Annotated in this window: 12 protein-coding genes; 8 read left to right on the top strand and 4 right to left on the bottom strand. The window is 72.2% G+C overall.

The genetic code is table 11. From position 1 onward, the window contains the following. Positions 1–45: 45 nt before the first annotated feature. The 8 genes from G6G98_RS06365 to G6G98_RS06330 all read left to right on the top strand — a co-directional run bounded on the left by G6G98_RS06365 (position 46) and on the right by G6G98_RS06330 (position 11778). Positions 46–1425, top strand: coding sequence for a serine hydrolase domain-containing protein (locus G6G98_RS06365; RefSeq protein WP_164233110.1), 1380 nt, complete (start codon positions 46–48; stop codon positions 1423–1425). Then, on the top strand, positions 1422–2468 hold the full coding sequence (locus G6G98_RS06360) for a dipeptidase (RefSeq protein ID WP_164233112.1): 1047 nt from the start codon (positions 1422–1424) through the stop codon (positions 2466–2468). The genes G6G98_RS06365 and G6G98_RS06360 overlap by 4 nt, the downstream gene beginning before the upstream one ends. Before the next feature lie 141 nt (positions 2469–2609). Continuing rightward, on the top strand, positions 2610–4661 hold the full coding sequence (locus G6G98_RS06355; RefSeq protein ID WP_164233114.1) for a dipeptide ABC transporter ATP-binding protein: 2052 nt from the start codon (positions 2610–2612) through the stop codon (positions 4659–4661). Next, positions 4658–5608: an ABC transporter permease gene (locus G6G98_RS06350; RefSeq protein ID WP_164233116.1), complete on the top strand. Its 951-nt coding sequence runs from the start codon at positions 4658–4660 to the stop codon at positions 5606–5608. The genes G6G98_RS06355 and G6G98_RS06350 overlap by 4 nt, the downstream gene beginning before the upstream one ends. Continuing rightward, the gene (locus G6G98_RS06345; protein ID WP_084788204.1) at positions 5605–6504 is read left to right on the top strand and encodes an ABC transporter permease; all 900 of its coding nucleotides are present in this window, start codon (positions 5605–5607) and stop codon (positions 6502–6504) included. Before G6G98_RS06350 ends, G6G98_RS06345 begins: the two co-directional genes overlap by 4 nt. Before the next feature lie 159 nt (positions 6505–6663). Then, positions 6664–8517: an ABC transporter substrate-binding protein gene (locus tag G6G98_RS06340; RefSeq protein ID WP_164233118.1), complete on the top strand. Its 1854-nt coding sequence runs from the start codon at positions 6664–6666 to the stop codon at positions 8515–8517. A gap of 16 nt (positions 8518–8533) precedes the next feature. Continuing rightward, positions 8534–9745, top strand: a complete 1212-nt coding sequence (locus G6G98_RS06335; RefSeq protein WP_164233120.1) for an erythromycin esterase family protein — start codon at positions 8534–8536, stop codon at positions 9743–9745. Further along, positions 9742–11778, top strand: coding sequence for a prolyl oligopeptidase family serine peptidase (locus G6G98_RS06330; RefSeq protein ID WP_164233122.1), 2037 nt, complete (start codon positions 9742–9744; stop codon positions 11776–11778). The genes G6G98_RS06335 and G6G98_RS06330 overlap by 4 nt, the downstream gene beginning before the upstream one ends. A gap of 6 nt (positions 11779–11784) precedes the next feature. Here G6G98_RS06330 and G6G98_RS06325 read toward each other — a convergent pair whose 3' ends face one another. From G6G98_RS06325 to G6G98_RS06310, 4 genes are all read right to left on the bottom strand, one after another. Continuing rightward, positions 11785–13407, bottom strand: coding sequence for a PucR family transcriptional regulator (locus G6G98_RS06325; protein WP_164233124.1), 1623 nt, complete (start codon positions 13405–13407; stop codon positions 11785–11787). A 91-nt stretch (positions 13408–13498) separates the two neighbouring features. Continuing rightward, a complete protein-coding gene (gene menC, locus G6G98_RS06320; protein ID WP_164233126.1) occupies positions 13499–14605 on the bottom strand; it encodes an o-succinylbenzoate synthase in 1107 nt (368 codons plus the stop codon). After that, complete coding sequence (locus tag G6G98_RS06315; RefSeq protein ID WP_164233128.1) at positions 14602–15459, bottom strand: GNAT family N-acetyltransferase; 858 nt, start codon at positions 15457–15459, stop codon at positions 14602–14604. Before G6G98_RS06315 ends, menC begins: the two co-directional genes overlap by 4 nt. Further along, positions 15456–16601 carry a M20 family metallopeptidase gene (locus G6G98_RS06310; RefSeq protein WP_067349727.1) on the bottom strand — a complete coding sequence of 382 codons (1146 nt, stop codon included), beginning with the start codon at positions 16599–16601 and terminating at the stop codon, positions 15456–15458. The genes G6G98_RS06315 and G6G98_RS06310 overlap by 4 nt, the downstream gene beginning before the upstream one ends. Positions 16602–17028: the final 427 nt, after the last annotated feature.

Raw genomic sequence — 17028 nt, 5'->3', positions numbered from 1 at the left:
GGACCTTTCTAAGCTCGGGGCGTTCGCGGACGTCGAGGAGGGGCCATGTCGCAGCTCGCAGAGATCGGGGACTGGGTCGATCAGCACCTTCCCGGGCTGCTGGCGGAGCACGGGGTGCCGGCCCTGTCGCTGGCGGTCACGGTCGGCGACGACCGGCTGGAGCGGGCGCGCGGGGTGCTCAGCCTCGGCACCGGAGTGGCTGCGGACACCGACTCCGTGTTCCAGATCGGCTCCGTGACGAAGGTCTTCACGGCGACCCTCGTCCTGCAGCTCGCGGATGAGGGGATGCTCGATCTCGACACCGTCGTGCAGGACGTCCTCCCCGGCTTCCGGGTGGCCGACCCCGCGGCATCCGCCCGGATCACCGTGCGCCAGCTCCTCAGCCACACCGCCGGCTTCGAGGGCGACGTGTTCGTCGACACCGGAGCCGGCGACGACAATCTCGAGCGATACGTCGAGATCCTCGCGACCACCCCTCAGCTCTTCGCGCCGGGAGAGATGTTCTCGTACAACAACGCGGGATTCTCGACCCTGGGACGCATCGTGGAGGTGCTGCGCGGTGCGCCCTTCGACAGGGTGCTCCGCGAGCGCCTGCTCGACCCGCTCGGGCTCCGGCACGCCGCGACGGATGCCGAGGAGGCGATCCTGCATCGTGCGGCGGTCGGACATCTGCGCGGCGCGGACGGGCGGATCGAGCCGACGACCGTGTGGTCGATGGAGCGCTCGGGGAGCCCGGCAGGGTCGCGGCTCGCGATGACCGCCCGCGACCTGCTCGCCTTCGCACGCCTGCACCTCGCCGGCGGCGTCGCGGCCGACGGCACCCGCCTTCTCTCCGATGCCGCCGTCGCGGAGATGCGCGTCCCCCAGGTGCGCCTCCCGGACATCGCCCAGGGGTCGTCCTGGGGCCTCGGCTGGGAGCTGTTCGATCGCGGCGGACGCACCGTCGTCGGGCACGACGGCAACACGATCGGCCAGTCCGCGTGCCTGCGGCTGCTCCCCGAGGAGCGCGTCGCGGTCGCCGTGCTGGCCAACGGCGGCGCGCCGCATCCGGTCTTCGCCCGCATCGTCGACGAGGTGCTGCGGGTGGTCGCCGGTCTCCCGCACACCCAGGCACCCGCACCGTCGGGTCCGGCGCCCGCCGACGCCCGGCGCTTCCTCGGAGCCTACGAGTCGAGCACCGCGCGCACGACGATCAGCCGCACCGCCGACGGCCGCCTCTGGCTGGACAGGGCGCCCCGCGGCGTCGTCGCGGATCTCGGCGACCTCCCGTTCCGCAGCGAGCTCGTCACGTGGCGCGGAGAGGTGCTGCTGCCGGTCGAGGAGGAGGGCGGTGCCCGGCAGCCGATCGCCTTCCTCGGCGACGACGGCAGCGGTCGTGCACTGCACCTGCACACCGGTCGCGCACAGAGGAGGATGGACGGATGAGCACCGAGCTGCACAGCCGAGCCGTCGTCGCCGACGCGCACAACGATCTGCTCTGCGCGGTCGCCGGCCGGCCGCCCGAGCAGTGGGCCGTCTTCTTCCGCGAGCGCTGGCTCCCGCAGCTGCGGGCCGGCGGCGTCGACCTGCAGATCCTGCCCGTGTTCATCGACGACCCGTACCGCCCGGAGGGAGCCCTGCGCCGCACGCTCCGCATGATCGAGGCGGCGCACCGGCTCGCCGAGGGGAACGCGGACGCCGTCGGCCTGTGCCTCGACGGCGCGGACGTCGAGCGCGTGATCGGCGAGGGGCGCATCGCCCTGGTGCTCGCGCTCGAGGGGATGCCCGGCATCGGCGAGGACGTAGAGCTGCTGGAGACGGTGCACCGGCTCGGGGTGCGGGTCGGCTCGATCGCCCATTTCGGCCGCAGCGCCTTCGGAGACGGCAGCGGTGAGGACGCGGCGGGCAGCCGGCTGACCCGATCCGGCGTCCGGGCGGTCGCCGAGATGGAGCGCCTCGGGATGCTCTTCGACGTGAGCCACCTCGGCGTCGGCGGGGTCGACCACGTGCTCGAGCTCGCCACGCGTCCGGTGCTGGCGACGCACTCGTCCTCCCGCGCGCTGTTCGACCACCACCGCAACCTCGCCGACGCGCAGGTGCGCGGCATCGCGGCGACCGGCGGCGTCGTGTGCGTGAACTTCTTCGCACCCTTCCTGCACGCGAGCGCGTACACGCTCGACGTCCTCGTCGACCACTTCGAGCACCTCGTCGCGGTCGCAGGGATCGAGCACGTGGGCATGGGGCCGGACTTCGTCCGCGAGGTCATCGCCGACACGGTCGCGCCCTGCTGCACGCAGGACACCGTCGAGGGCGTGCCCGCCGACGAGTACCTGCCGGGGCTCGAGGGGCCGGCCGGGCTGCCGCTCGTCACCGAGGCGCTGCAGCGCCGCGGGTGGAGCGAGGCTGATATCCTCGCGGTGCTCGGCGGGAACGTGCTGCGGCTGCTCCACGCCGAGCTCGGCATCCCGATCGCCCATCGCCCCTCCTGATTCGTCGACCTCGACGAACGGGTCGGGTCCCGTTCGAAACCCGCGACGAACGGACCAGGTGCCTTCTGGCGCATCATCGAAGAGGAGCGGGACCCGGCCCGGGCCCGCGGGCACGCCCATGAAGTCGCAAGGGAGCGCGGCATGCTGACGATTCGAGACCTGACGGTGGAGATCCGCCGCGGCGATCGCACCGTGCGCCCGGTGGCCGGCGTCGACCTGGACCTGCGCCGCGGCGAGACCCTCGGCATCGTCGGGGAGACCGGCTCGGGGAAGTCGATGACCGGACTCGCCGTGATGGGGATGCTCCCCGGCGGCGGCGCCATCACCGGAGGCTCGATCGAGTTCGACGGCACCGAGCTCACCACCCTCGACGCGGCGGCGTACCGCGCGATCCGCGGCAACGACATCTCCATGGTGTTCCAGGACTCGATGACCTCGCTGAACCCCACCCGCAGCATCGGCGACCAGGTCGCCGAGCCGCTCCGGCTGCACCGGGGGACGACTCGCCGGGCCGCCCGGGCCCGCGCCGCCGAGATGCTCGCCCTCGTCGGCATCCCTCGCCCCTCCGAGCGCATGGACGACTTCCCGCACCAGCTCTCCGGCGGCATGCGGCAGCGCGTGATGATCGCCATGGCCCTCATCTGCGAACCGCGCCTGCTCATCGCCGACGAGCCCACGACCGCGCTCGACGTCACCATCCAGGCGGAGATCCTCGAGCTGCTCGGCGATCTCAAGAGCCGGCTCGGCATGGCCATGATCCTCGTCACCCACGACATGGGCGTCGTCGCCCGTCACGCCGATCGCGTCGGGGTCATGTACGGCGGACGTCTCGTCGAGACCGGCGACACGGCGGACATCTTCCGGCACACCCGGCACCGCTACACCGAGGCGCTGCTGTCCTCGATCCCGTCGCTCGGACAGGACAAGGACCTCGAGCTGTTCAGCATCCCCGGATCCCCGCCCGATCCGGCGGACCCGCAGATCGGATGCCGGTTCGCGGCGCGCTGCGCGGCGGCGACCGAACGCTGCCGCACCGAGACCCCCGTATCCGTGGCGGGCCCGGGGGGCGGGCATGTGTTCTCCTGCTGGAACCCCGTCACCGAGGCCGGCGCCGCGTCCGCGCCACGGCGCTTCCCGGCATCGGCACCGGAGGCGCCGTCCTCCGTGCCGAGGCTGCAGGTGATCGGCCTGCGCAAGGAGCATCCGGTCGCGGCGAGGGGGCTGTTCGGACGGCGCCGGTCGGTGAAGGCCGTCGCCGGCGTGAGCTTCGAGGTCCGTGCCGGGGAGGCGTTCGGCCTGGTCGGCGAGTCCGGCTGCGGCAAGTCCTCCCTGGGCCGGATGATCGTCGCGCTCGACCGCCCGACCGCCGGGGAGGTGCGGCTCGACGGCGAGCGCGTCTCGGGCGTCCGGCTCGGCGCCCGCCGCGCGAAGCTGCAGATGATGTTCCAGGACTCGCACGCCTCCCTCGACCCGAAGATGCGCGTCGACGACATCCTCCGCGAGCCCCTGGTGATCCAGGGCATCGGCACGGCGGCCGAGCGCACCGAGCGGGCGAAGGCGCTGCTCGCGAGCGTGGGCCTCGGCGCGTCGATCCTGGAGCGCTACCCGCACGAGCTCTCCGGAGGGCAGCGCCAGCGCATCGGCCTCGCGCGCGCCCTCGCCCTGGACCCGGAGGTGCTCGTCGCGGATGAGCCGGTGAGCGCTCTCGACGTGTCCATCCGCTCGCAGGTCCTGAACCTGATGCGCACGATCCAGCTCGAGCGCGGCCTGTCCAGCGTGGTCATCTCGCACGACCTGGCGGTGGTGCGCTACCTCGTCGACCGCGTCGGCGTGATGTATCTCGGCGCCCTCGTCGAGGTGGGGGAGACCGAGGCGGTCTACGCCCGGCCTGCACACCCGTACACCGCCGGCCTCCTCGCCGCCGTGCCGGTCGCCGACCCGGACCTCACCGACGCCCCGGTCGACCGGGTGCGCGGAGAGCTGCCGAGCCCTCTCGACCCGCCCAGCGGATGCCGGTTCCGCACCCGCTGCCCGCTCGCCACCGAGCTGTGCGCAGCGGTCGAGCCCGGCCTCGAAGCCGTCGGCGCCGACCATGCGGTCGCCTGCCACTACCCGCTGCAGCCCAAGATCGCACCACCCGCGGACACCTCGCCGGCCGCCGCCGGGGCCGCGAGCGAGGAGGTCGTCTCATGATCTGGTTCGTCATCCGCCGCGTGCTCGTGTCGCTCGCGGTGCTGCTGGGGATCTCCCTCGTCGTGTTCCTCCTCCTGCACCTCATCTCCGACAGCCCCGGTCGCGCCGTGCTCGGTCAGCAGGCGACGCAGGCGGCCGTCGACGCGTTCAACCGCGAGCACGGCTATGACCGGCCGGTGCTCGCGCAGTACCTCGACTACCTCCTGCAGCTGCTGCGCGGAGACCTTGGCCGCTCCTACAAGCTCAACGAGGACGTCGGCACCCTGCTCCTCCAGAACGCGCCGCGCAGCGCCATGCTGTCACTCGCCGGGCTGGTCCTGGCACTGGTGATCGCGATCCCGCTCGGCATCCTGCAGGCGGTGCGGCGCGGGCGGTTCGTCGATCGCGCGGCCACCTCGGTGTCTTACCTCCTGTACGCCACCCCGTCGTTCCTCATCGCCCTGGTGCTCATCGGCCTGTTCAGCCAGACCGTCCCGCTGTTCCCCGCGGAGGCCTCGCAGTCGACCTCGCCGTGGGTCGTGTTCACCGACACCCGCGCGATGGCGCTGCCGCTGATCACCCTCGCGGTCACCAACGTCGTCGTGTTCGCGCAGTACCAGCGCTCGTCGGCGCTGGAGCAGCTCGGCATGGACTACATCAAGGTGGCCAGGGCGAAGGGCGCCTCCGAGCGGATCGTGCTCACCCGGCATCTGCTGCGCAACGCCGTCACCCCGATCATCACGCTCGTCGGCGTGCTGATCCCCACCCTCCTCGCCGGGAACCTCATCGTCGAGGCGGTGTTCAACTATCCCGGTCTCGGGCTGCTGTTCCTCAACAGCCTCCATCGAGAGGACTATCCCGTGCTGCTCGCCTACACCCTCATCGGCGGTGCGCTGACGGTCGCCGGCAACTTCATCGCCGACCTCGTCGTCGCCCGCGCCGACCGGCGGATCGAGCTGGGCGCATGAGCTCCGCACGCGCGGAGATCGCGGCGGAGGAGCTCCCCGCGATCGCGACCCGCAGCCCCGTCTCGCGCTCGGCCGTGCTGAGGGCGCTCTGGCGCAGCCGGTCCGGCAGGGCGGGCGTCGTCATCCTCACCGTGCTCGTGCTGTTCTGCTATCTGGGCCCGGTCCTGCATCCGACGAACCAGACCGACGTCGACCTGCTGAACGCGGCGCTCCCGCCCGGCGACGGCTTCCTGCTCGGGACCGACAGCAACGGCTTCGACGTGCTCGGCCGGCTCATGCAGGGCGGCCAGGTCTCCCTGCAGATCGGCCTGCTCGCCGCGCTCTTCGCCACCACGCTCGGCACGATCTACGGGGCCGTCGCCGGACTCGTCGGCGGTGTGCTCGACGGGTTCATGATGCGCGTGGTCGACGTGCTCCTCTCGATCCCGTTCCTGTTCTTCGTGCTCATCATCGCCGCGCGGTTCAGCGCGACCCCGCTCACCCTGGCGCTCGTCATCGGCGGATTCTCGTGGCTCGTCGCCGCGCGCCTCATCCGCGGCGAGGTCCTCTCGCTGCGAGTGCGCGAGTTCGTCTCCGCGGCGCGGCTGATGGGCGCGAGCAACAGCCGTCTCATCCTCCGTCACCTCATCCCGAACACCTTCGGCGTCATCGTCGTGAACCTCACGTTCCAGGTCGCCGACTCGATCCTCGTGCTCGCCGCGCTCGGCTATCTGGGGTTCGGGCTCAGCTATCCGGTGACCGACTGGGGCAGTCAGCTCTCCAGCGGGGTGTCGTTCCTCGCGGCGGACTACTGGTGGCTGATCTACCCCGTCGGCGCGTGCATCGTCCTCACGGTGCTGGCCCTGAACCTCCTCGGGGACGCCCTGCGCGACGCCATCGAGCACCGGTCGCTGTGATGCCGGCGTCCCTGTGTCGGCCTCGACGGATGCGACCCGGCGATTATGTCGGGATCCCTGAACGGCGGCGGAGCGGCATCCTGCACTCTCGGAGCATCGGACATCCGCACCACCCGAACCGTCCGAGCCCCACCTGAACCCGAAGAAGGAGCACAGCACATGTCGCAGGTTGCGCGGAGGCGAGGACGCCTCCTGATCGCCCTGGCCACGGCCGGGATGCTGATCATGACCGGCTGCACGGCGACGAGCTCGCAGGTCGACTCGTCGTCGTACGACACCATCCCCGAGGAGAGCGGCACGCCCGTCGACGGCGGCACCGTCACGATCGCCCTCACCCCGGGACTCACCCCGAACTACATCTACCCCTACCCGCCCGCCGAGGCCGGCGGCACGGTGATCGGCTACGACCTCATGTGGCGGGCCCTGTACCGCACGAGCCTCGAGGGCGAGCCCTTCGACGAGGCCACCAGCCTCGCCGAGGCGCCTGTCATCAGCGACGACGGTCACACTGCGACCATCACCATGAAGGACTACACCTGGTCCAACGGCAAGCCGGTCACCGCCGGCGACGCCGTGTTCTCCTTCGACCTGCTCAAGGCCGCCATCGCGGAGAGCCCGGCGAACTGGAGCTTCTACACCCCGGGGCAGTTCCCTGACGGCGTCACCGCCACGGCCACCGACGAGCACACTCTCACGCTCACGTTCGAGACGCCCTACAACCCCTCCTACCTGGTGTCGCTGCTGCAGCTGCTCTACGTGATGCCGGCGGACGACTGGAGCATCGCCGAGACGGGCGGTCCGCTCCTCGACCATCGCGACCCGGCGAACGCCGCCGCGATCTACCGCTACCTGACCGAGCAGTCCTCCGATCAGTCGACCTTCGCGACGAATCCGCTGTGGCAGGTCGTGAACGGGCCGTACCGGCTGTCGGCCTTCGAGCCGTCGACCGGCTCCTTCTCGCTCGTGCCGAACCCGGAGTACTCCGGTCCCGGTGACGCGCGCATCGAGCAGGTCGACTTCAAGGCCTTCACCTCCGCGGCGGCGATCTTCAACCAGTACCAGGCCGGCACGCTCACCGTCGGCCGTCTGGATGCCAGCTACGCCTCGAAGATCGACGAGCTGCGGGAGAAGGGGTACAACGTCTACGGCGCCCCCTCGCCGGCCCGCTTCGACGGACTCGTGATCAACTTCGCCAACACCGTCGACGGCTTCGACAAGGTCATCGGACAGCTCTACATCCGTCAGGCGCTGCAGCACCTCATCGATCAGCCCGGGTACATCAAGTCCCGCGGCATCCACAGCGGCACCGCCAGCGAGAACTACAGCACCGGCGGCTTGAACTCGCCGTACCCGCCCGACTTCGGCGACGAGGCCCCGTACCCGTTCGATCCGGAGGCCGCAGAGAAGCTGCTCGCCGACCACGGCTGGAAGGTGGATGCCGAGAACGGCACGACCTGCGTCAGGCCGGGCACCGGCGACGACGAATGCGGCGAGGGGATCGAGGACGGGCAGAAGATCACGTTCACGATCGCCTCCGCGAACGAGCCGGCTTACGTCGGCGCTCGCGACCTCGCCTTCGTCTCGCAGGCGAAGAAGCTCGGCATCGAGGCGAAGATCGTCACGAAGTCGCTGAACTACATGTACGAGAACTACGGCAACAGCTACGCGCCGGACAACGCCGACGAGTGGGGGATGCAGGACTTCGGCGCCTTCGTGCAGACCGCGTACCCGACCAGCAACAACGCGTTCAACACCGGCGGCAGCTTCAACCTCGGCAGCTACAGCGACCCCGAGGCGGACGAGCTCATCATGGCGAGCACCTTCGGCAGCGACCCCGACGCACTGAGCGCCGAGGTGAGCATGCTCTCGAAGGACCTGCCCGTGCTGTTCTTCCCGACACCTGACAACCTCATCGTGTGGAAGGACACGCTCTCCGGCCCGCCGTCGACCTTCCGGTCGCTGCTGAAGTTCGTGTACTCGCCGGAGCAGTGGTACTTCACGGAAGAGCAGTAGGAGCGGGAGCACATCGATGAGCGCGCAGATCGCACCCTCCGTGCGGCCGATCGACCGGATCGACCTCGCACGGCCGGAGTTCCCCGACCCGGGAGCGATCGGCGCGCTCATCGGCGACGCGCGCGTCATCGCCCTCGGCGAAGGGGCGCACAGCATCACCGAGTTCACTGCCCTCGGCGATGCGCTGCTGCGCGCACTGGTCCGCGACCACGGCGTCACCGCCTTCGTGATGGAGTCGGGCTTCGCCGAGGGGCTCCTCGTCGACGACTGGATCCACGGCGGACCCGGGGCCGTGGACGACATCGCCAGGGATGGCATCACCTACCGATTCGGGGAGACGGACGGCATCCGCCGCCAGCTCGCCTGGATGCGCGAGTGGAACTCCGCGGGCGGGAGTATCCGCTTCCACGGCATGGACCTGCCGGGCTCGTCCACCTCGCCGGGACCTGCCGTGCGCGCCTGCCTCGCGCGGATCCCCGCCCGCCGCGGCGACGAAGAGCTCCTGCGGCTCGCCGACCTCGGCGGCCGCACCGAGGCGGCCGTCGCCTACGCCGCGATGAGCGAGGGCGAGCGCACGGGCCTGGCCCTCGCGCTCCGAGCGCTGATCGCCCGCGTGCGGGAGGCCGGGGACGAGATCGCGGTGCGGTGCGCGGCGTCGATCGACGCGTTCCTCGGGGAGCTGGCGTGGGACGGAGAGCCGGGGCCCTATCCGCGGGAGCGGTTCATGGCGGACACGGTCGAGTGGATCGCGGCGCGTGAGGAGCGGGTGCTCGTGTACGCGCACAACGGACACGTCCGCCGGACGCCGCTGGACGGCCGCCCCATGATGGGCGCACTGCTCGCGGAGCGGCTCGGCGCCGACCTCCGTGCGCTCGGGATGACCTACGGGTCAGGGCCCGTGGTGACCTTCGCGCAGCGCTCGCCGCGGCCCTTCGACTGCGACGTGTCCCTCAGCGTTCGCGGCACCGTGGCAGGGAGCATCGAGGAGCGGATCGAGCAGCGTCTCGGCGATGCCTCCGCGGAAGCGGCGCTCGTCGACCTGCGCGCCGCCGACGACGCTCTCCTCGACGGCGTCACCGGGATGATCGCCAGCGGATCCCTCGAGACCGTCGACGACTTCCCCGCCAGCTTCGACGCCCTGCTGCACCTGCGGCGAGCCACGCCCGTCCCCGGCGCCTTCGAACGGCTCCGCGACGAGTTCGACGCACCAGGACGTGAAGCCCTGTGAGCCTCTCGTACCCGCCGTCGCGCACGGTCGACGTCATCGAGGACGTCGCCGGCATCCCGGTCCCCGACCCCTACCGCTGGCTGGAGGACGACGCCTCCGCGGAAGTGCGGGACTGGCAGCGCGCGCAGGCCGCGCTCGCGTCGGCGACCGTCGCCGCCACCGGCGCGACGGAAGCGGCCCTGACCCTCATCGAGGCGCACGAGGCGGGTGCGCGCCCCGAACTGCCCCGGCATGGCGGAGGGCGCTGGTTCCGCGTCGACGACGACGCGATCGTCGTCAGCGCCGAGCCGTACGGCCCCGGAACCCCGCTCGTCGCCCTCTCCGCCTTCGACGAGCCGGGCCACGCCGCGGTGCTCTCCTGGCTGGCGCCCTCTCCCGACGGCGAGGTGCTCGCTCTCGGAGTGTGCACCGACGGCAGCGAGCACAACACGATCCGCCTCATCGACGTCTCCTCCGGCGCGCTCCGCGCGGATGCTCCGCCCGAGGTGCTGCACAGCGCCTGGGGCGGAGGGGTCTCCTGGTTCCCGGACGCCTCGGGCTTCCTGTTCCTCGCCCTCGACGGGGCAGCCGCCGACTTCCGTCAGGTCGTCTACCGCCACCTGCTCGGCGAGGGCGGGCCGTCGGCGGTCGAGGAGATCCCGGTCCCCGCCGGGTCGCTCGAGTACACCCGCGTGCAGTTCTCCGCCGACGGGCGGTGGGCCGTCGCGAGCCACCGTGTCGGCCGCCCCATCCCGGTGGCGGTCCGCGACCTCCGGGCGGGCACGCCGTGGCGGCCGTTCGTCACGGACTGCGCAGGCATGATCGCGGGTCACGTGGTCGGCGACGACTACGTGGCGGTCACCGATCACGGCGCAGCCCGCGGACGCGTCGTGGCCATCGCCCTCGACGAGCCGCATCCTGAGGACGACCGCACCTGGCGGGTGCTCGTGCCCGAGGGGGAGGACGTCCTCCGCGCGCTGACACCGGCCGGCGAGCACCTGTACCTCACCGCCTTCCGCGACACCGCCGCGCGGGTGCGGGTGCTCCGGCGCGACGGCTCGGACGCCGGATCCGTCGCGCTCCCGGGTGAGGGGGCGCTCGGCGGAGCGTTCTTCCCGCTCACCGGCCTCGACCCTGACGACGGCAGCGGCGGGTTCCTGTTCACCTTCTCCACCCTCACCACCTCGTGGGGTGCGTACCGGCACCGCCCCGGCGGCGAGACGGAGGAGCTGCTCGCGCCGCGGGTCCGATTGGACGCCGCGGTCGAGTACCGTCGGGCGATCGCCGCCGACGGCACTCCGATCCCGTATCACGCGGTCCGTCCGGCGGGTGCGGCCCGAGGTCCCGGGCCCGCCCTCATCTCCGCGTACGGCGCTGCCGGCGTGCCCACGCTGCCCCGCTACCAGCCCGACCTCGCCGCGTTCGTCGCGGCCGGCGGCACCCTCGTGCAGGCCTACCTCCGGGGCGGAGGGGAGTTCGGCCGGGACTGGTTCCTCGGCGCGGACCGCGAACGCCGCCGGGTCCGCGACGGCGATCTCGTCGCCGTCGCCGAGGACCTCATCGCCCGGAGCATCACGGCCCCGCAGCTGCTCGCGCTCACCGGCGGCTCCGACGGCGGCCTCATGTGCGGCGTCGCGGTCACCGAGCATCCGCAGCTGTGGCGGGCGGTGCTGCCGCGCGCGCCTCTTCTGGACCTCATCGGCGGCATCCGCGTGCCCTACCTCGAGTTCGTGATCCGCAAGGCCTGGGGCGACCCGGACGATCCCGACGACGTGCGGCGGCTGCTCCGCTCCTCGCCGTACGAGCTCGTCGTCGCCGGTGAGTTCCCCCTCGTCTACGTGCAGGCCGGAGACACCGATCCGCGGTGTCCGCCCGCTCAGGCGCGCAAGTTCGTCGCCCGGATGCAGGCGGCCCAGCGGGGCGATCAGCCGATCCTGCTGCACGTGTTCGAGAACGCGGGGCACGGGGCCGGCACCAGTCCCGCGGTGCTCAGGGCGCAGGACGCGGAATGGCTCTCGTGTCTGATGGGCGCGCTGGGCCTCGGCCGCGGCTAGCGCCGGTCAGCGGTCGGGGGCGATCGCGAGCAGCCGGAGCTGCAGCTGCACCGCGAAGCGCGCGCTCGGGTCGTCCAGGTCGATCCGGCCGACCTCGGCGACGCGGCGCAGGCGGTACCGGAACGTGTTCTGATGCACGTACATCGCCTGCGAGGCGAGCGTCACGTCGCCCATGGCATCGAGCCAGGCGCGCAGTGTGTCGACGAGGCTCGCCTGGTGCGCGGCGTCGTAGTCCATGAGCCGGGCGAGCGGTCCGGACGGCACGTCCCGCGCCGGCACGGAGAGCTCGAGCAGCAGCGCCTCGGCGTGTACGTCCTCGAGGCGCGCGACCTGCCGGTCGACGACGTCCGCCCGCAGCACCCGGAGCGCCCGGTCGGCGCTGGAGCGCGAGCGCGGGAGCTGCGCGGTCTCCTGCACGACGCTGCCGATGCCGATGAACGGCGTCTGCGAGGAGCGCACCCGGGTGAGGAACTCTTTCGCCAGGCGCACCGCGCTCTCCTCGGCCTCGTCCACGGCGGCGGAGACCGGGAGAACGCCGTACGCGACCTCGCCGATGAGCCCGACCGTCGACCGGGGATGCGCGAACAGCAGGTGCACCGAGAAGGCGTCGGCGATCCGCTTGCGCTCGGCGGCCAGCGCCGCATGCGGGAGCTGGTCGGTCGCCGGGGCGTGGAGGGAGAGCGCCAGCACCACCGAGGGCTCCTCGCGCAGGCCGAGCCGGTGCACCGCCTCGGCTGCGGCCGGCCCGCCGTCGAGCGCGGTGCGGAGGAGGTCGGCCCGCAGCCGTCGCTCCACGTCGGCATCCGTGCGCTGCCAGACCATGTGCATGGCGACGAGCCGGGCGGAGTCGCGCAGCACGCGCAGGTGCTCTTCGCTGAGCGGGGCGGGGGACGTGACCCAGATCGTGCCGAGGACCTCGTCACCGGCGCGCACGGCCATCACGGTGCGCTGGTCCTCCAGGGCGGCGAGGTCGTCGGCCGGAGCGGACACCACCACGGGGCTCTCGCTGCGGGTGATCTCCTGGAACACCCCGGCCTCTTCGAGCAGGCGCGTGTAATGCGGGGGCAGCTGCCGTCCCCGTGAAGCGGCGGGGGAACGGGGCTCCTGCGTGCTCGAGAAGGCGAGCATCTGCGAGTTGCGGTCCTCGATCGTCACGGGAGCCTCGACGAGGGCCGCGATCGCGTTCGCCATCGCGAACAGGTCGCCGGCGAGGATGCCGCCGAAGGTCACCGGCCGGGCGTCATCGGGCCCGCCCGGCGTCATCAGCGAGCGGAACATGCCGGCCAGGTGCGCCCAGGCCGTGCCGCGGGTGAGCGAGAGCAGCACGACACCGGAGCTCTCCGCTGCGGCCCGCACCTCCTCGTCGACGGCGAACGGCGCGCGCACCACGAGGCCGACGGTGCCGGTGAGCCCGAGACGGGAGAGGATGCGTGCGGCCTCCGCGGGCTCCTGGATGCCGACGCCGAGGACGATCCCGCCGCGCGGAGCGTCCGGCTCGTCGAGCGGGTCGTGGATGACGATCGCCTCGACGCTGCGGTCGGGGTCGATCTCGCCGGCGATCACGTCGAGGAGGGTGCTGCCGAGCTCCTCCATGATGCGGACGAGGCTCGTCTGTGGCCGATGGCTCATCGGGACTCCTCGCATTCCTGTGAGGCTAGCACCGGGGCCGCACCAGGGAGCGGCCGGGCGATGCCCCGGCCTGCGCGATGCGGCACGGTGATCATCGGACCGGAACCCATTCCCTGGCCACGGTGACCTCGGCGAGGCGATCGGGGTCGGGAGTCACGCCGATGCCGGGACCCGTCGGAACCTCGAGGTGCCCGTTCACGAGGAGGAACGGCTCGGTGAGGTCCTCGCGGAAGTACCGCGCCGAGGCGGAGGTGTCGCCGGGGAGCGTGAAGCCGGGCAGTGCGGCGAGCGCCACGTTCGCGGCCCTGCCGATGCCGGTCTCCAGCATCCCGCCGCACCACACCGGCACGCCGTGAGCGACGCACAGGTCGTGGATGCGCCGGGCCTCCAGGTACCCGCCGACGCGGGCCGGCTTGATGTTCACGATCCGGCACGCGCCGAGCTCGATCGCGGCGGCCGCCGACCGGGCGGAGAGGATCGACTCGTCGAGGCAGATCGGGGTGGCCAGACGGCGGCCGAGCATCGCATGCCCGAGGAGATCGTCTGCGGGGAGCGGCTGCTCCACGAGCGACAGGCCGAAGGCGTCGAGAGCGAGGAGGTCGTCGATGTCGCCGCGCTCATAGGCGGCGTTCGCGTCGACCTGCAGCATGATGTCGCCGAAGCGCTCCCGCACCGCGCGCACCGGCTCGACGTCCCAGCCCGGCTCGATCTTCAGCTTGATCCGCAGGTAGCCCTCGGCGAGGTGCTGCCCGACCGTGTCCAGCAGCTCGGGCACCGAGTCGGCGATCCCGATGGAGACGCCGCTCGGCACCGAGCGCCGCACCGCGCCCAGCGCATAGGAGAGCGGGATGCCGCGCGCCCTGAGGTCGGCGTCGAGGATCGCGGTCTCCAGCACGGCTTTCGCGAGCCGGTTCTCCTTGAACGCGGAGAGAGCCGGGGTCACGCTGTGCGCGTCGAGGTCCGCGACGCCGGCGAGCGCCGGGATCAGATGCCGGCGGAGCACATCGGCGGCGCCGTCCGTGTGTTCCCCGGAGTACAGCGGCGCCTCGCCGGCCCCGCACTCGCCCCAGCCCTCGGCCTCGTCGGTGACGGCCCGCAGCAGGATCGTCTCCCGCACGGCCTCGGTGCCGAAGGAGGTGCGGAAGGCCCCGACCAGCGGCATCGCGATGCGGACGATCTCCACGCCCTCGAGCTTCATGGCTTCTCCGTTCTGTCGATGATGTACCAGCCGTCGCGGTCGAAGCCGCGCACGACGGCGCCCTCGGCGAGCAGGACGCCGAGGGTCTGCCGGATCGCGAGACGCCAGGCCGCGGATGCCGCGGGGTCGGTCTCGCGGAGGGATTCGATGTCGGCCGGTACCCCCACGAGCACCGTCGGCGCGTCGGTCGTGCCGAGGACCGGCCTGCCGTCGGCGCCCTCGCTGACGGCGATGACGGCGTCGGGCAGGTCGGAGATGCGGAGGACACTCGGCCGGCCTGCGGCCGCCGCGGTGACGGCCGGATCCGTCAGGGGCCAGCGGGCCAGCACGCGGTCGGTGATGTCGTCTCGGTTGATCGCGTCGTCCATCGTGCCGTACAGGTCGGGCAGGTACCCGCCGACCCCGGCGGCGAGCTTGCCCAGGTTGAACCAGGCGTTGCGGCGGATGAGCGGATCGAACGTCCAGGTGATGGTCCTCGCGCCCTGGTGCAGGGCCCACGCCCGCTGATGCAGCTTCAGCGCGGTGCCGATGCCGCTGCCGCGCGTGCGCGGGTGGGCGACGGCGATGTGACTGTGCAGGCGGCGCCCTGCCGGCGGGCCGAAGAACCCCAGGCAGGCCGCTGCGAGCCCGCGATCGTCGAACGCGCCGCTTACGTAGCCGCCGGCGGTGCGGATCGCGCTGAGCATGTCCGCAGTCACCGGAGGATTGCGCTCACCGGTGCGCCACACCTCCTCGATGAGCGCACGCACCTCGGCGTGATCCTCGATGCGATCGAGCAGCCGGATGCCCAGCCCCGATCGGGAGGCCGCGGCTTCGGCGTCGCGGTCGGCCTGCCTGTGTGCATCCGCCGTCATCGCACGGCCGCCTTCCCCGCACGGGGCGAAGGCGGCGTGGGCTCCTCCTCCTCGAGGAGCTCGGCGACGAGCGCGCTGAGCAGGCGTGCCCGGTCGGGGAGCTCGCCGACCACGACATGCTCGTCGTCGGCGTGCGCCCCGCCGCCGACCGCTCCGAGGCCGTCGAGAGTCGGCGTGCCGACCCCCGCCGTGAAGTTGCCGTCGGAGGCGCCGCCCACCGCCATCTCCTGCAGCGGACGGATGCCGAGGCGCTCGGCGATCCGCGCGGCGCGGGCGAACAGGGCGGCCGACGACTCCGGTGCGAGCGGCGGGCGGTTGATCCCGCCGTGGACGGTCACCGCGGCCCCGTCGATGCGGGGGGTCAGGCCGAGGATCGCCTCATGTGTGCGGTGCTGCTCCGCCGCGGTCCTGGCGCGGACGTCGACGGTGAACGAGGCGTGCGCGGGGACCGTGTTGGAGGTGGTGCCGGCCCGGGTGCGCGTCGGCGTGACCGTGGTGCCGCGAGCGGGGTCGGCGAGATCGGCGACCGCCTGGATCTGATGGGAGAGCTCGATCGTCGCGTTCACCCCCTGCTCGGGCTCGAGGCCGGCGTGCGCCGCGCGGCCGCGCACACGGATCTCGTAACGGGAGACGCCCTTGCGCGCGGTCTTGAGTGCTCCGCCGGGGCCGGCGGCCTCGAGCACGAGGGCGGCTGCGCAGCGCCGCGCCTCCTCCTCGATGAGCCCGCGGGACGTCTGCGAGCCCGGTTCCTCGTCGCCGGTGATGAGCAGCGTCACCCCGTCGAGCCGGGGGAGGGCCGCGAGCGCGTGGAAGGCGATCACCAGCCCGGCCTTCATGTCGAAGGAGCCGGGGCCGCGCAGCCTTCCGTCGACGACATCCGCGGGGTGGCTGTCGATCGTGGAGAGCGGCCAGACGGTGTCATGGTGTCCGAGCAGCAGCACCTTCGAGCCCTCGCCGAAGCGCCAGCGCAGGTGGGTGCACCCGTCGAGGACGATGCGCTCCGGGGCGGTGCCGAGCAGCCGGGCACCCATCGCGGCGACCGCATCGGCGCTGCGGGCGACGGCCTCCAGGTCGTCGGACGGGGATTCGCAGCGCACCAGGTGCTGGATGTCCGCGACCATGGCGGCGACGCGTTCCGGCATCGGTGCTCCTTCGCTGTGGCATGCCCGTGGAACCGGCGCGGTCCCGCGGATCAATACTGAGTCGTGCCCTCGGCCACCGGGCTGTCGGGATCGCCGAACCGCGCTGTCGTTCTTGGTCGGATCCGATGGACGGAGCGCCGATGACGGGGTTCCGGTCGCAGTTGGCGCCGGTGCGGGGCCGCGGCACTGTGCCGAACTGCGACCGCAGCGGGGATGTGGCAGAAGCGCATCGGATGCGGCCACGCAGACGCGCCGGGAATCACTCTTGCGCCCAGCTTGTTCACAGGAATAGGCTGGTGGGCTGTCGCGCCGACCGGTCCGACATCGCCCGAGCCTGAGGAGGACATCATGACCACGATCGCCGACGCGCAGATCGCAGCTCTCGGCTCGACCCCGGCGCGCCCGCTCTCCGCGTAGAGCCGCCCCG

It is taken from the genome of Microbacterium hydrocarbonoxydans (assembly GCF_011752045.1).
In the GTDB taxonomy this organism is placed as follows: domain Bacteria; phylum Actinomycetota; class Actinomycetes; order Actinomycetales; family Microbacteriaceae; genus Microbacterium.
The sequence above is the reverse complement of the archived record's forward strand: the minus strand, read 5'-3'. Positions and strand labels throughout refer to the sequence as shown.

Coding starts and splice junctions, on each gene's coding strand:
- G6G98_RS06340 (WP_164233118.1), top strand. CDS start 6,664: ATGTCGCAGGTTGCGCGGAGGCGAGGACGCCTCCTGATCGCCCTGGCC.
- G6G98_RS06360 (WP_164233112.1), top strand. CDS start 1,422: ATGAGCACCGAGCTGCACAGCCGAGCCGTCGTCGCCGACGCGCACAAC.
- menC (WP_164233126.1), bottom strand. CDS start 14,605: ATGAAGCTCGAGGGCGTGGAGATCGTCCGCATCGCGATGCCGCTGGTC.
- G6G98_RS06365 (WP_164233110.1), top strand. CDS start 46: ATGTCGCAGCTCGCAGAGATCGGGGACTGGGTCGATCAGCACCTTCCC.
- G6G98_RS06325 (WP_164233124.1), bottom strand. CDS start 13,407: ATGAGCCATCGGCCACAGACGAGCCTCGTCCGCATCATGGAGGAGCTC.
- G6G98_RS06315 (WP_164233128.1), bottom strand. CDS start 15,459: ATGACGGCGGATGCACACAGGCAGGCCGACCGCGACGCCGAAGCCGCG.
- G6G98_RS06350 (WP_164233116.1), top strand. CDS start 4,658: ATGATCTGGTTCGTCATCCGCCGCGTGCTCGTGTCGCTCGCGGTGCTG.
- G6G98_RS06345 (WP_084788204.1), top strand. CDS start 5,605: ATGAGCTCCGCACGCGCGGAGATCGCGGCGGAGGAGCTCCCCGCGATC.
- G6G98_RS06310 (WP_067349727.1), bottom strand. CDS start 16,601: ATGCCGGAACGCGTCGCCGCCATGGTCGCGGACATCCAGCACCTGGTG.
- G6G98_RS06355 (WP_164233114.1), top strand. CDS start 2,610: ATGCTGACGATTCGAGACCTGACGGTGGAGATCCGCCGCGGCGATCGC.
- G6G98_RS06335 (WP_164233120.1), top strand. CDS start 8,534: ATGAGCGCGCAGATCGCACCCTCCGTGCGGCCGATCGACCGGATCGAC.